Below are 13,353 nucleotides of genomic sequence, written 5' to 3'. Positions count from 1 at the left end.
GCTCTACTACCTCCTACGCCCCGCCCAACGAGCCCAGAACCTCACCGCGGCAGCTTGACGATCCATAGGAGCATCCCAGGGCCATAGTGGCCACTTCGGCCCTCAGGGGTGGCGCGCCAGGTGGTCGCGGATCCGCTCCACGACGAGCGCGAGGTCGCGCAGGTCTTGAGCGCTGAGCCGGATGACGCGCCAGCCGGCGGCGACCAGCCGCGCGTAGCGCTCGTCGTCCCGGACGATCTGCTCCTCCTCGAAGTGGTAGGCACCTTCGTACTCGATCGCCAGGCGTGCCTCGGGAAACGCGAGGTCGATCCGTCCCAGGCTCATCCCGTCCACTTGCACCTCGTACTGCGGAACGGGGGACAGCCCGGCGAGGACGCACGCCACGCGGACGCGGGACTCCGGCGGTGATTCGGCCCGTGGGTCGACGAGGGCGGCGGCGCGACGCACCTTCGTGACGCCCCATCGGCCGGCGCCGCGGTCGATGAGGCCCTGGAGCGCCTGCACGTCGAGGCTGCCGGCTCGCACCATCGCGTCCAGTGCGGCGACGGCAGTGCCGACGGGTTCGAGGGCTGTGACATCCCACGCGGTACGGAGGGCCGATGTGACCGGGACACCGTCCCGGTCCTCGATCTCCCCACCGGCCAGCGGTGCCCTGTGTACCTTCGTTCCGCGAGGGCCACGCCACGCGATCGTCGGCGGCCGGACGACCGTGACCAGGTCGTTGGGTGCGGCGAACGGAGCTCCGTGCCAGGCAGCGGCCGAGTGACCGCCGATGGCTGTGCCCCGCGGCAGGAGGAGCGCGACGCCGCGACACCGGAGTCGGTGGTCGAATGGTTGCCCCGGGTCGCTGTAAACCCCTTGGACCAGACGGCGGAAGCCGCGCTCGCGCAGCTGCTTGCGTGTGATCAGGCCTTCCGAGACGGCGTGGCTACCGATGAAGACGCCGGTGAGGTGACGCATGGACACCGAGCGAGGATGCCGCTTCTCGGCGCGCCGCGTCGCCGTCGTCCACAGGGGCCGAAGTGGCGATATTGGCCCAGGTCAGCGGGTCTTGCGCCACGCCTTGACGACGTCCTGGGCGACGACGCCCTCGCGCACCCGCTGCGGGTGGTCGCCCACCGGGACGGTGGCGACCACTGCGGCGGTGTCGTAGTCGATGACGACGACCTCGTCCTCGCCGCTCACCGACACCCAGCACTCGTTGCCGTGGACGCCGTTGGTGGACCAGTACGGCTTCTCCCCGACGTCGACCAGCGTGTGCTCCTCGGTCTCGCGGTCGACGAGGGCCGCGTAGCCGTCCATCGTCCCGGCCGCGCAGAGCGTGGTGCCCTCGGGGTCGATCGCCAGTCCGTGGTGCGCGGAGTCGAGGACGTAGAGCTCGCGGGGCTCCGTGGTCCGCCGGGGCAGGTCGACCACGCGGGTCACGGCGCCGACCGTCGGCTCGCCCTCGTAGGTGACCTCCGGGTCGGCGGCCTGGGTGTCGAACTCGATCCAGCCGTGGAAGAACGACACCTGCAGGTAGACGAAGCGCTCGTCCGGGGCGACGGCCATGGGGCGCACCGCCGAGCTCATGTCCGGGTAGCCGGCCTCCGCGAGCTCCAGACCCATGTCCCACCGGTTCTCGATGGACATGTCGGCGTTGCGCACGATCTGGAAGACCCGCTCGCCCTTGGTGGTGTCGAACAGCGGCCGGTCCGTCGGCGTGTAGACCGTCCCGATGCTGGCGTGGAAGATCCGCTCGCCATCGGCGGTGTAGTTGTTCTCGTGCGGGGTGTCGCCGCTGGGGAACTCCCGCAGCTTCGTGCCGGTGCGGATGTCGAGCTCGTGCACCTTGTTGGCCGTCGAGTCGCTGACCAGCAGGCGTTCCCCGTCGGGCGAGACCCCCATGTGGTCGGCCCGGTAGCCCTCCATCGGGAAGCGCCAGCGGATGGCGCCGGAGGCCAGGTCGATGCCGACGACGTCGGCGAAGCTGGGCCGGCTGACGGCGACCATCCGCCCGTCGTGGGTGGTGAACATGTCGTCGGTGAACTGGTCGTGGCCCTCGCCGACGCCGAGCCGGATCGCCAGGTAGAAGGCCAGCCGGTCGGGCCGGGTGACGATCTCCAGCATCCGCTGCCCGCGGTCGGGGATGGTGCCGATCGTCCGGATCGACCGGTGGGTGGCCGCGTCGACGACGGTCGCGGTGCCCTCCCAGTTGTTCCCGACGAACATCACGTCCCGGAGCCCGCCGCCCTGCCCGGGCGGGTCCGCCGGGCCGGGCCGGGCAGCCGACGTGCCGCCGGCGGTGAGCACCGAGGCGAGGGCGAGGGCGGCGACGAGCGGGGCGGTGCGGCGCATGGGGGCCTCCGGTCCTGGGATCCGCTCTGAGAACGCGCCGATCGGCGACGGGTTACGCCGACGGGCCGGGTGTCGTCGCGGGGTGCGGACGCGCCGGGCGTGACCCGAAGCTGGGAAAAGGCTCGGAGAAGGGGTCCATCGGCCCCCGCGCCTGCCGATATCCACCTCGTGACGCCGCGCCCGAGTTCCTGCCGCTCTGCCGCGCAGGCGCCGTCGGGAAGCGTGTCGTGGTACCGGGGCGGCGGCCGGTGAGCGCGCTGCCCGCCGGTGACGCCGGCGCCCAGACGATGATCCCGCACTGGCTGGACGCCACCGCCCGCGAGCGGCTGGCCGGCACGGTCCGTGCGGCACTCGACGAGCCGTCGGTCCACCCGGTGACGACCATCCACCTCCACGACGTCCTCACCGAGCTGCACGTGGCCACCGCCCGGGAGGCGATCTGGCCCGCGTCGACCGCGCGCGTGCGCCTGGCCACCGGCTGGGACGAGGACGTGCTGCCGGTGCGGTTGAGCTCCGACGAGCTGTCCGCCGTGCTGTCCCTGCCGGGACTGCCCGAATCGGTCCGCGTCCTGCTGGGCGACCGGGACCGTCGCGCATGACGGCCTCGGGACTGTTCGGCGCGACCTCGCCCCGGCTGGTGCGCCGTTTCCGCCCGCCCGTGGACGTCGGCGACCTGCACGACGTGGCGGTCGAGCTCCTGCCCTGCCTCGCCACCCCCCGGCTGCACCTCGGGCTGGTCCGGCGCCCCGGCGCCGGCACCGTCCTCCGGCTGGAGGAGGACGAGCGCAGCCAGGTGGTCCCGCTGGTCGACCTCGCCGACGACATGACCCGCGCGGGCGTGACCGCGACGACGGCCGGCATCACGGCGGCGCTGCGCACCTGGGTGGCCCGCCGGCCGGTCACCGACGAGGCCGCCGCCACCACCGGCGTCGCGGCGCTGGACTGGGCCGACGCGGCGGAGACCACGGTCGGCTGGACGGTGGTGGTCACCCGGGGCCAGCTCGCCGTGCCCTGGGCGCCGTCGCCGGCCGCCCGCACGGTGGCGCTGCACCGGATCCGCTCGGCCGCCACCGGCCGCGCGCACGACGTGCCCGTCGAGCTCCGGATCGAGGGCCCGCTGGCGCTGTGGTCGCACCGGGTGCCGATGCTCGCCACCACCGCGCTCGTCGCCCCGGAGCTGATGCTGCACCGGATCGCCGCTGACGGGCTGGCCCTCCCGGACATGCACGTGGTGATCACGCCGCACCGGCCGGTGGTCTGCGCCTCACCTGGCGTGGCGCGGCGGCTGGCCGGCCAGGCGGGTCAGCCGAGCGTGACGCTGCCGTGGCGCCGCCTCGTCGACCTGCCCTGGATCTAGGGCCCGGTCACCGGGAGGACGATGCGGTCAGGAGATGACGCCGTACTCCCAGTGCCACGGTTCCGGCTTCTCCGCGCCGGGGCGCGCCCAGTCGGGCTGGACGAACCCGAACCGGGCCGCGTTGGCCGTCATCCAGTTCCACTGCGGGGTGAAGGCGACGTTGACGCCACCGCACAGGTCCACGGCCAGCGCCCACCCGTGGTTGGACGTCCCGGGCACGGCGGCCAGCTTCGGCTTGGCGTAGAACGCCGCCACCTGCCCGCCGAAGGAACGGTAGGAATCGGTGATGCACAGCGGTGTCCCGAACTCGGCGGTGTACGCGTCGGCCAGCGCGCCGTAGGACGCGGCGGCGTCGCAGCGCAGCGCGTGCCCGGCGACGCCGAGGCGGCACAGCGCCTCCACCGGGATGCGGCCGTTCAACCAGCCGCCCCAGGCCGGGTTCACCGGGCCGGGTGCGGGCAGCGGCGCCCCGCAGTCGCCCTCGCGGACGGCGGGCAGCGGGGCGTTGGCCTCCGTCGGTGCGGCCAGGGGAACCCGGACGGCGGCCGAGCCGGGCACCATCGCACGCACGCCGACCTGGTAGGAGGCGGCCGAGGCGCCGACGACGTCGCCGTCGCCCAGGTAGATCCCCACGTCCGCACCGCCCGGGGAGAACACCAGGTCGCCGATCTGCAGGTCGCGCAGCGGCACCGCGGCGCCCGACGCCCACTGCGCGGCGGGGGTGCCGGGCAGGGCGTGGCCGCCCATCAGCCAGGCGGCGGCGGTGAAGCCACCGCAGTCGTAGGTCTCCGGTCCGGCGGTGCCGGCCACGAACGGCTTGCCCAGTTGGGAGAGCGCGTTGCTGACCGCCGCAACGGTCTCGGCCGGCAGCACGGTGACCGGCTCGCTGCCGATGATGGCCCACACGACACCGGGAACGGGGTTGCCGTCGGCGTCGAGGGCGGGGGAGAGCCCTGCCGGCAGGTCGTCCAGGTCGGTGAGCTCCGCGGCGGGCGGCGGCGCGATGCCGCCGGCGGTGAGCCTGGCCAGGTAGTCCCGCCAGCGCTGCATGGCCTGCTCGTTGCGGGCCTGCTGCGCGCCCGCGACCGGGATCGTCCCCAGCCCGGCGAGCACGCCGGAGACCTCGGGGGCGAGCTGGTCCACCTCGGCCCGCATGCCGGCCAGGACGGCGTTCGCGCGGTCCTCGGCGTCGGTGAGCGCGGCCCGGGCGGCCGAGACGCGGGCGACGGCGGCATCGAGGGACGCGGCGGTGCGCTCGGCGCGGGCGACGGCGCTCTCCCGCTCGCGCTCGGACCGCTCCGCCAGCGCCTGCTGGTAGAGCACGCCTTCGGCGGCTGCGGCGTTCCGGATGTCCAGGCCGAACACGGGGAGCCGATCGGTGGGACCGGACCGGTAGAGGGCGGCCGCGTCCGCGCCGACGGCCTGCTGCCGGCCGGCGACCCGCTCGCGGGCCTCCTGCTCGGCGGCCCGCGCGTCGGCCAGCCGCTCGCGCCGGCGGTCGACGTCCTCGGCGAGCCGGCGGTAGACGTCGGCCTGCTCGAGCAGGGAGCTGCGCGCGGTCAGGGCCAGGGTGGTGGTGTCCAGGGGACCGGCGGGCTGCTGCGGAGTGGGCAGCATGATCGCCAGGACGGCGGGCAGCAGCAGGGCGCTGGTGGCGACGACGCCCAGCCGGGTCGACCACGGAGTGCCGGTGCGCTCGGCGCGGATCCTCTTCGTCCGGCGCTTCGCCGGGGCGCGGCGCACCGCCTTGCGGCCGGGAGCCGGGCGACCCCGCCCGCGCGAGGGCGCGCCGGAGGAGCGGGCTCCGCCGGGAGCCCGTGCGGCGACCGCCGCGCGGGCCGCGGCCAGCTGCTCGGCGGTGACGCCGGGGCGCGCGGCCGCGGCCTGGCGCAGGGCGAGCGCCTCCCGGAGCGCCATGGCCTCGCGAAGTGCCGTGGCCTCCGCCGGGGTCAGGGGCGGTCGGCCGGTGGCGCGCCCGGCGCCCGTGGTGCGGGGTGCCGGGGCGGATCGGGCAGCGGGAGCGCTGCGGGTCGGAGCGGTACGGGCGGCAGCCGTGCCGCGGGACGGGGTGGTACCGCGGGTCGGGCCGGCGCCGCGGGTCGATCGGGTACGGCCGGTGGAGGCCGCGCGCGCGGGCGTACGCGATGCAGGCACTGCGGCGTCCCCCCGGGGCGTCCTCGTCGTTACGGATGGGGCTCCTGGTGCGCGTGGGCACAGAAGCTGTCGACCATCCATCGACACGCCGGGGGAGGTGCTTGAAGTCGTTCCGGAACGGGTTCACCCGTCCGGGGTGGGGTGAACCTGGGGTGAGGCGGGGAACGGGGCCGGGCTACCGGCTCAGGGCGCCCACCACGCGCCGTGCCGCTCGACGAGGGGGATGCGCAGCTCCTCGCCGTCCTCGGTGGAGACGACGAACTCGAGCTTGGTGATCCGGACCGGCGGTCCGCTGCCGTCGGGCTCCAGCAGCTGGCCCGTCGCCAAGGGCATGGGCGGCAGGACGAGGAAGTCCTCGCCGGGGAGCTCGGCCATGCGCGGTCCTCTCGAGTGCGGGGGCGGATCCACCGTAGGGACCCCACCGGGACACGCAACGGGCCGGGTGACCCTGGAGGGTCACCCGGCCCGGAGGCAGGTCGGTCAGCGGTCGCTGATCGGCACGTAGTCCCGCTCGGTCGCGCCGGTGTAGATCTGGCGCGGCCGGCCGATCTTGGTGGTCGGGTCGGCGATCATCTCGCGCCACTGGGCGATCCAGCCGGGAAGCCGGCCGAGGGCGAACAGCACGGTGAACATCCGGGTCGGGAAGCCCATCGCCTGGTAGATCAGCCCGGTGTAGAAGTCGACGTTCGGGTAGAGCTTCCGCTCCACGAAGTAGTCGTCCTTCAGCGCGATCTCCTCGAGCTGGCGCGCGAGGTCGAGGAGCTCGTTGTTGCCGCCCAGCTTGTCCAGCACGGTGTCGGCGGTCGACTTCACGATGGCCGCGCGCGGGTCGTAGTTCTTGTAGACCCGGTGCCCGAAGCCCATGAGCTTGACGCCCGGCTCCTTGTTCTTCACCCGGGCGACGAACGAGGGGATGTCGCCGCCCTCGCCGCGGATGGACTCCAGCATCTCCAGCACCGACTGGTTGGCGCCGCCGTGCAGCGGGCCGAACAGCGCGTTGATGCCGGCCGAGACCGAGGCGAAGAGGTTCGCGTGCGAGGAGCCCACGAGGCGCACGGTCGACGTCGAGCAGTTCTGCTCGTGGTCGGCGTGCAGCACGAACAGCATGTCCAGGGCCTTCACCAGGTCCGGGTCCATGTCGTAGGGCTCGGCCGGGAAGCCGAACGTCATCCGCAGGAAGTTCTCGACCAGGCCGTAGGAGTTGTCCGGGTAGAGGAACGGCTGCCCGACCGACTTCTTGTACGCGTAGGCCGCGATCGTCGGCACCTTCGCCAGCAGGCGCAGGGTGGAGATCTCCACCTGCTCCTCGTCGAAGGGGTCCAGCGAGTCCTGGTAGAAGGTCGACAGCGCGCTGACCGCCGAGGAGAGCACCGGCATCGGGTGCGCGTCCCGCGGGAACCCGTTGAAGAACTGCTTGAGGTCCTCGTGCAGCAGCGTGTGCCGGCGCAGCTTGCCGTCGAACTCCCCGAGCTGGTCGGCAGTGGGCAGCTCGCCGTAGATCAGCAGGTAGGTGACCTCGAGGAAGCTGGACTTCCCGGCGAGCTGGTCGATCGGGTAGCCGCGGTAGCGCAGCACGCCGGCGTCGCCGTCGATGTAGGTGATCTCCGACGTGCACGACGCCGTGTTGACGAAGCCGATGTCCAGGGCGACCTTGCCGGTCGTGGCCAGCAGCTTGCTGGTGTCGAGGCCGTCGGACCCCTCGGTCCCGTGCTTGACGGCCAGCGGCAGTTCGCCACCGGGGTAGCGGAGGGCTACGTCTGGGGTGCTCGCTGTCTCGGTCATCAGGGAGCCACGCTACTGCGAACGCCCGCATCGGCGCACGACGAATCGACCGCCCACACGGCCTCCGCTCGACCGCCGTGCCAGGTCTGCCCGCGCAGGGCCACCGCCAGCCAGGCGTCGCGCAGGAGGGTCGAGGGGGAGTCGGTGGGCACGAGCTCCACGTCGACGTCGTCGCCCTCGGCCAGCGCCGCCTCCACCAGCGGGACCGCCGCGTCGAGGAGCTCCGGTGCCACGGCCAGCAGGAACCGGTCGGCCGCGCCGGCCTCGCGCACCTCGCGGAACGCCGCCACCAGCGCGGTCGCCTCGGCCGCGTCCGGCGTCGTTGCCGTCAGCGCGGCCAGGGCCACCGGCAGCGGCTGCGACCAGACGTCGAGCTCCTGGGCGAACCGGTCGTACAGGGGGCCGGCGTGGGCCCGCACGGTCAGCGGACGGAGGTCGTCGCCGGCGTCGGGCCGGTTGAGCTCGGTGAGCCGCGCCGTGGCGAGGAAGGTGGCCTCGAGGACCGCCTGGGCCTCGGGGCCGCCGCCGAGCTCGCCGGTGCGGACGGCGGCCATGAGCAGCGCCTTGAGGTTGGCCCGCCGCTGCTGCTGGGGGTCGGCCAGGAAGCCGGCGCGGGTGGCCCAGTCGATGAGCAGCGGCCAGTCCCGCAGCCCGCGCGCCAGCGACCGCGGGTCCTTCGAGCTCTGGCCGCCGTGCACCCGGAACCGGCTGAGCGCGCGCGGGGTGTAGAACGCCGGCCCGCGGGCCAGCAGCCGCAGCCACAGCGCCAGGTCGCCGAGCACCGCGAGCCGCCGGCCGTCGACCTGCCACAGCTCGGCGGGGTCGACGTCCTCCCGCCGGAACAGGACGGTGGTCAGCTCGCCGATGACGTTGTTGCAGTTCTCCAGGACGCCGTCCCCCAGCTCCCGGCCGTCGATCGCGCCCGGACGGTCGAGCAGCGCGGGGAACTCCCCACCGGGGATGGGCCGGCCGTCCTCCCCGATGACCACCCGGCGGGAGAACGCCATGGATGCGCCCGGGGTCGCCTGCATGCCGCGGACCAGTTCCCGGACGCAGTCGGTGGCCAGCACGTCGTCGTGGAGGAGGTACTTCACGTACTCGCCCTGCGCCAGCTCCAGGAGCCGGGCCGGGTTGCCGAAGCCGCCGAGGTTCGTCTCGTGCCGGACCACCCGCACCCGGGGGTCGGTGGCGGCGACGTCGGCCAGGATCGCGGCGGTGCGGTCGGTGGACGCGTCGTCGCCGACGATCACCTCGATCGACCGGTAGCTCTGGTCCAGCGCGGAGCGCAGCGCCGCACGCAGGAAGCGCTCGCCGTTGTAGGTGGGGACGAGGATGCTCACCAGCGGGTCGGTCATGGCCGGAAGCTCTCGATCGCGTCGATCACGGTGTCCTGCTGCTCCTCGGTCAGGTGGGGGCCCATCGGGAGGCTGAGCACCTCGCGGGCCAGGGTGTCGGCTCCCGGCAGGGACGCCGCGGCGACGGGCGTGCCGGCGAAGGCGGGCTGCCGGTGCGGTGGCACCGGGTAGTGCACGAGCGTCTCGACGCCGTGGGCGCCGAGGTGGTCGCGCAGCGCCGCCCGGTGCGGCGTGCGGACGACGTAGAGGTGCCAGACCGCGGTGGCCCGCTCGACGGTGGTGGGCAGGACCAGAGCCGACCCCGCCAGCCGCTCGGTGTACCGGGCCGCGAGCGCGGCGCGGCGGGCGTTGTGCTCGTCCAGCCGGCGCAGCTTCACCGACAGCAGCGCGGCCTGGAGCTCGTCGAGCCGGCTGTTCCAGCCGATCTCCGTGTGCACGTACTTCTCCGCGGACCCGTAGTTGCGCAGCGACCGCAGCCGCTGGGCGACGTCGTCGTCCGACGTGGTCACCGCGCCACCGTCGCCGAGCGCGCCCAGGTTCTTGCCCGGGTAGAAGCTCCAGGCGGTGGCCGAGGTCAGCCCACCGAGCGGACGACCACGGTAGGTCGCGCCGTGCGCCTGGGCGGCGTCGTCGAGGACCGCCAGACCGTGCCGGGCGGCCACGTCGAGGAGCGGGTCGAGGTCCACCGGGTGCCCGTACAGGTGCACCGGGACCATGGCGCGGGTCCGGGCGGTCACCGCCGCCTGGACGGCGTCGGCCTCCCAGGCGCCGGTCAGCGGGGAGACGTCGACGGACACCGGGGTGCCGCCGGCGTGCACGACGGCCAGCCAGGTGGCGACGAAGGTGTGCGAGGGGACCAGCACCTCGTCGCCGGGGCCGACGCCCAGGGCGCGCAGCCCCAGGGTGAGCGCGTCGAGGCCGTTGCCGACCCCGACCGCGTGCCCGGCACCGGTGAACCGGGCCCACTCCTGCTCGAACGCCGCCAGCTCCGGCCCCAGCAGCACCCGGTCGCTGTCGAGCACCCGCAGCGCGGCGGCGGCGAGCTCCTCGCGGAGCTCGACGTGCACGGCCCGCAGGTCCAGGAAGGGCACCCGGGTCCCGGTCGAAGCACCGCTCACCGGGTCGCCCCGTCGGCCGTCCGCCGCGCGGCGAGGAAGTCGTCGTAGTCGCGGTAGTAGTCGTCCTCGCTGTAGGGCAGCGAGGCCAGGACGAGGCAGACGCTGCCGGTGGAGAAGTTGCCGAGCTCCCGCCAGGTCAGCCGGGGGAGGAGCAGGCCGTAGTAGGAGCGGTTGAGGTGGAAGCGCGCCGTATCGGTGCCGTCGGTGACGATGACGTCGAAGCTGCCCGCGGCGGCGATGATCAGCTGCTGCAGGTTCTCGTGCGCGTGCCCACCGCGCGACTCCCCGCCCGGCACGTCGTAGAGGTAGTAGACCCGGGCGACGTCGAACGGGATCTGCGAGCCGCCCTCGATGAAGGTGAGGTTCCCGCGGGGGTCGGTCACGCGGGGGAGTTCCACGATCCGGCAGCCGGCGCCGTTGCCCTCGGGCAGCGGGTTCCAGTCGGACACCCGGCGGCCGGGGTGCATGGATCGGCGGTCGGGGTGCGGACCGAGGGGAGACGTCACGGTCCTTCCATCGGCAGGGGGCAGGATCAGTGGTACGGATCGGGTGACGGGAGAGCGTCGGTGGGGGAGCAGTTGCACGGTGGCGGGGCGTTGTTCGGGGACCCCCGGTTCCACGACCTCAACGAGGTGCCGGAGGCGCAGCGCTGGCGGTACGAGCACCGGGTCGACGGCCGGCTGGTGGGCGTGCTCTCCGGCGTGCTCTCCGACGGGGTGCTGCTCTCCGGGCACAGCGCCCCGTTCGGGGGGCCGGACCTGGTCCGGGACGACCCCACGGTCGACGACGTCGTCGGGCTGGTCGAGGGCGTGCTGGCCCGGGCGCGTGCCGACGGCGTGCGGGAGGTCCGGATCCGGTGCCGGCCCCTGGAGTACTCGGCGGCCGAACCGCTGCTGGAGTACGCGCTGCTGCAGGCCGGTCTCGTGGTCGAGCACTGCGACCTCAACCAGGTGGTGGACCTCGCCGCCCTCGGTCCCGGCGGCGACCTGCTGACCCTCCTGGGCAAGAAGCGGGCACGGGACGTGCGCGCGGACCTGGCGCTGCCCTACGAGCTGACCGAGGCCGGGACGGCGGAGGAGATCGCCGCCTGCCACGCCATCCTGGCGGCGAACCGCGCTGCGCACGGCCGTCCGCCGGGGCTGCCCGCCGAGTACCTGGCCCGGGCCCGGGCGGCGTTCCCGGACCGGGTGCGCCTGTGGCTGCTCCGGTACGAGGGCCGCCCGGTGGCCGCGGCGGTCGTCTACCGGGTGCTGGCCGACGTGGACCTGCTCGTCGCCTGGGGCGACGACGCCGCGCACGGGCTGCAGCGTTCGCCGATGAACCTGCTGGCGCACACGCTTCTCGAGCGCTCGCTGAGGACCGGCGCGCGACTGCTGGACATGGGGCCCTCCAGCGAGAAGGACGGGCGCCCCAACTTCGGGCTCGCGCACTTCAAGCGCAGCGTCGGCGCCCGCCCCGGCACGCGGAAGGTGCTGGCCGTGTCCCTTACCTGACCGGCCGCCGCGTCAGCGGAACTCGGCGGGCACCTTGAAGGAGTCGAACGGGTCGCCGCCGGTGGGCTTGGCCGGGCTGCCGACGTAGACGCCGCGCGGCGCCAGGTCCTTCACCACCACCGCGCCGGCGCCCACGACGCTGTCCGCGCCGATGGTGACGTTGTCGGCGACCGAGGTGTTGACGCCGATGAACGACGAGGAGCCGATCCGGCAGAAGCCGGAGACGACCACGTGCGAGGACACGAACACGTGGTCCTCGATGACCGTCTGGTGCCCGATGTGGTTGCCGCTCCAGAGGATCGTGTTGTCGCCGACGGCCACCCGGTGCTGCAGCACGTTGTTCTCGAAGACGAACGCGTTCTCGCCGATCGTGACGTTGCGCCACACGAAGGCGTGCGGGCTCACGAACGAGGCGCAGGTGTAGCCCTGCTCCTTCACCAGCCGGAACAGTCGCGCCCGGGCCCGGTTGAGCCAGGTCGAGGACAGCGCGACGAACGTGTCCACCTGCGCCGGCGGGTGGGTCTCGGTGAGGTCCTCGAGCGCGACGAACGGCAGGCCGTCGTGGCCCTCGCCGTCGGCCGGGAGGTACTGGCGCTCGACGGCGAAGGCGACGACCTCGCGGTCGGAGTCGACGGTGAAGTACTCGTAGGCGATGTCGGCGGTCTCGCCGGCTCCGACGATGACGATCGGCTTCGTGCGGTCGGTCACGGGTCCTCCGTGGTTCAGGGCATCAGCGTCAACGACCGGTGGAGGACGGCGACGCCGAACCCGTCCCGGCCGTAGCCGTTGCCGTTGTAGAGCAGGAACGTCCCGGCACCTGTGGTCACGACGGCCGGGTAGGCCACCATCTCGGCGTCCCACCCGGACGGGCCGACGTCGAGACCGAGCAGGCCGTCGTGCCGCCGCCACGAGGTGCCGTCGGCGGAGTCGGCGAAGGTGAGGCGGTAGGTGGTGTCCTCGGTGCCGGCGCCGAAGAACATCCGCCAGCCGCCGTCGTGGCGCACGACGTAGGGCCGCCCCACTCGGTGCTCCTCCGGTGTTCCGAGGGGGACCGCGACGGAGCCGGCGTCGGGGAACTCCAGCCCGTCGGGGGAGTCCATCTGGCGGATGTCGTAGACCGGCAGCAGCTTGGTGCGGCCCTGCCGGAACTCGTGCCCGGCGCCGTACCAGCACCGCCAGGTGCCGTCGTCCAGGCGGGCCAGCGAGTGGACGACGCGGAACAGCCGCTCGTCGGCGCTCGTGCGCAGCAGCGGCTCGGCGCGCAGCCGGGTGAAGCTCGCCGGATCGGGGGCCGGGGCGGTCGCGACCCCGGAGAAGACGCGGAACCGCTCGGCAGGGGAGGCGGGCGGTTGGTAGCCCGCGTAGTACAGGCGCAGCGTGCCGCCCACGGGGGCGACGGCGCACGGGACGACCCCGGCGGCGTCGAAGGTCCCCTCGGGGCCGGCGACCAGGGCGGGCGTGCGGGCCTCGCCGACGACGCGGGTGGGGTCCTCCGCGTCGAGGTCGACCCACCAGACGCTGCTCGCGCCGCCGGCGTCGCGGCAGCCGGTGAAGACGCGGATGCGGTCGCCCAGCACCACGGGGGTGGGCTGCAGCGCTCCGCTGAGCCCGCTGCCCTCGGGGGCGGTCCAGACCAGGCCGAGCTTGTCCCACTGCATCGGCAGGGCGGCGTCCTCGCCGCGGCCGGTCGGCACCGGGAGAACCTACACCGGCCGGACCGGCGCACCGGGCCGGCGCGGACCGTGTCCCGGGCGGTG

At 74.0% G+C, this 13,353-nt stretch carries 13 protein-coding genes; 3 read left to right on the top strand and 10 right to left on the bottom strand.

The features are described 5' to 3' along the window. Positions 1-102: 102 nt before the first annotated feature. Together GCU60_RS17705 and GCU60_RS17700 are read right to left on the bottom strand one after the other, a co-directional pair. Complete coding sequence (locus tag GCU60_RS17705; protein ID WP_163207681.1) at positions 103-528, bottom strand: endonuclease domain-containing protein; 426 nt, start codon at positions 526-528, stop codon at positions 103-105. A 513-nt stretch (positions 529-1,041) separates the two neighbouring features. Further along, positions 1,042-2,337 (bottom strand): YncE family protein, encoded by a 1,296-nt coding sequence (locus tag GCU60_RS17700; protein ID WP_163207679.1) that lies wholly within the window; start codon positions 2,335-2,337, stop codon positions 1,042-1,044. A 248-nt stretch (positions 2,338-2,585) separates the two neighbouring features. Between GCU60_RS17700 and GCU60_RS17695 the strand changes: the two genes are divergently transcribed. Continuing rightward, complete coding sequence (locus tag GCU60_RS17695) at positions 2,586-2,936, top strand: hypothetical protein (RefSeq protein WP_163207677.1); 351 nt, start codon at positions 2,586-2,588, stop codon at positions 2,934-2,936. Then, the gene (locus GCU60_RS17690) at positions 2,933-3,694 is read left to right on the top strand and encodes a hypothetical protein (protein ID WP_163207675.1); all 762 of its coding nucleotides are present in this window, start codon (positions 2,933-2,935) and stop codon (positions 3,692-3,694) included. The genes GCU60_RS17695 and GCU60_RS17690 overlap by 4 nt, the downstream gene beginning before the upstream one ends. Positions 3,695-3,721: 27 nt before the next feature. Here GCU60_RS17690 and GCU60_RS17685 read toward each other — a convergent pair whose 3' ends face one another. The 6 genes from GCU60_RS17685 to GCU60_RS17660 form a co-directional block, all read right to left on the bottom strand. Beyond that, positions 3,722-5,611: an NlpC/P60 family protein gene (locus GCU60_RS17685; protein ID WP_239521383.1), complete on the bottom strand. Its 1,890-nt coding sequence runs from the start codon at positions 5,609-5,611 to the stop codon at positions 3,722-3,724. 420 nt (positions 5,612-6,031) lie between these two features. After that, entirely contained in the window at positions 6,032-6,223 is a 192-nt protein-coding gene (locus GCU60_RS17680) for a hypothetical protein (RefSeq protein ID WP_163207673.1), read from the bottom strand. A 105-nt stretch (positions 6,224-6,328) separates the two neighbouring features. After that, positions 6,329-7,630, bottom strand: coding sequence for a citrate synthase (locus tag GCU60_RS17675; protein ID WP_163207671.1), 1,302 nt, complete (start codon positions 7,628-7,630; stop codon positions 6,329-6,331). Continuing rightward, positions 7,630-8,985 carry a glycosyltransferase family 2 protein gene (locus tag GCU60_RS17670; protein ID WP_163207669.1) on the bottom strand — a complete coding sequence of 452 codons (1,356 nt, stop codon included), beginning with the start codon at positions 8,983-8,985 and terminating at the stop codon, positions 7,630-7,632. The genes GCU60_RS17675 and GCU60_RS17670 overlap by 1 nt, the downstream gene beginning before the upstream one ends. After that, on the bottom strand, positions 8,982-10,103 hold the full coding sequence (locus tag GCU60_RS17665) for a DegT/DnrJ/EryC1/StrS family aminotransferase (protein ID WP_345770674.1): 1,122 nt from the start codon (positions 10,101-10,103) through the stop codon (positions 8,982-8,984). The genes GCU60_RS17670 and GCU60_RS17665 overlap by 4 nt, the downstream gene beginning before the upstream one ends. Further along, the gene (locus GCU60_RS17660; RefSeq protein WP_345770673.1) at positions 10,100-10,609 is read right to left on the bottom strand and encodes a sugar 3,4-ketoisomerase; all 510 of its coding nucleotides are present in this window, start codon (positions 10,607-10,609) and stop codon (positions 10,100-10,102) included. Before GCU60_RS17660 ends, GCU60_RS17665 begins: the two co-directional genes overlap by 4 nt. A gap of 60 nt (positions 10,610-10,669) precedes the next feature. Here GCU60_RS17660 and GCU60_RS17655 point away from each other — a divergent pair, with 60 nt between their 5' ends. Further along, on the top strand, positions 10,670-11,596 hold the full coding sequence (locus GCU60_RS17655) for a GNAT family N-acetyltransferase (RefSeq protein WP_163207667.1): 927 nt from the start codon (positions 10,670-10,672) through the stop codon (positions 11,594-11,596). A 12-nt stretch (positions 11,597-11,608) separates the two neighbouring features. Here GCU60_RS17655 and GCU60_RS17650 read toward each other — a convergent pair whose 3' ends face one another. Further along, the gene (locus tag GCU60_RS17650; protein ID WP_163207665.1) at positions 11,609-12,304 is read right to left on the bottom strand and encodes a NeuD/PglB/VioB family sugar acetyltransferase; all 696 of its coding nucleotides are present in this window, start codon (positions 12,302-12,304) and stop codon (positions 11,609-11,611) included. A gap of 14 nt (positions 12,305-12,318) precedes the next feature. Next, positions 12,319-13,290: a hypothetical protein gene (locus tag GCU60_RS17645; protein WP_163207663.1), complete on the bottom strand. Its 972-nt coding sequence runs from the start codon at positions 13,288-13,290 to the stop codon at positions 12,319-12,321. Between the last annotated feature and the right edge of the window lie 63 nt (positions 13,291-13,353).

Origin of the sequence: Blastococcus saxobsidens, from assembly GCF_010682065.1 — a bacterium.
Classification (GTDB): domain Bacteria; phylum Actinomycetota; class Actinomycetes; order Mycobacteriales; family Geodermatophilaceae; genus Blastococcus; species Blastococcus saxobsidens_B.
The sequence above is the reverse complement of the archived record's forward strand: the minus strand, read 5'-3'. Positions and strand labels throughout refer to the sequence as shown.

Coding starts and splice junctions, on each gene's coding strand:
- GCU60_RS17705 (WP_163207681.1), bottom strand. CDS start 528: ATGGTGCGAGCCGGCAGCCTCGACGTGCAGGCGCTCCAGGGCCTCATC.
- GCU60_RS17700 (WP_163207679.1), bottom strand. CDS start 2,337: ATGCGCCGCACCGCCCCGCTCGTCGCCGCCCTCGCCCTCGCCTCGGTG.
- GCU60_RS17690 (WP_163207675.1), top strand. CDS start 2,933: ATGACGGCCTCGGGACTGTTCGGCGCGACCTCGCCCCGGCTGGTGCGC.
- GCU60_RS17685 (WP_239521383.1), bottom strand. CDS start 5,611: ATGGCGCTCCGGGAGGCGCTCGCCCTGCGCCAGGCCGCGGCCGCGCGC.
- GCU60_RS17680 (WP_163207673.1), bottom strand. CDS start 6,223: ATGGCCGAGCTCCCCGGCGAGGACTTCCTCGTCCTGCCGCCCATGCCC.
- GCU60_RS17675 (WP_163207671.1), bottom strand. CDS start 7,630: ATGACCGAGACAGCGAGCACCCCAGACGTAGCCCTCCGCTACCCCGGT.
- GCU60_RS17670 (WP_163207669.1), bottom strand. CDS start 8,985: ATGACCGACCCGCTGGTGAGCATCCTCGTCCCCACCTACAACGGCGAG.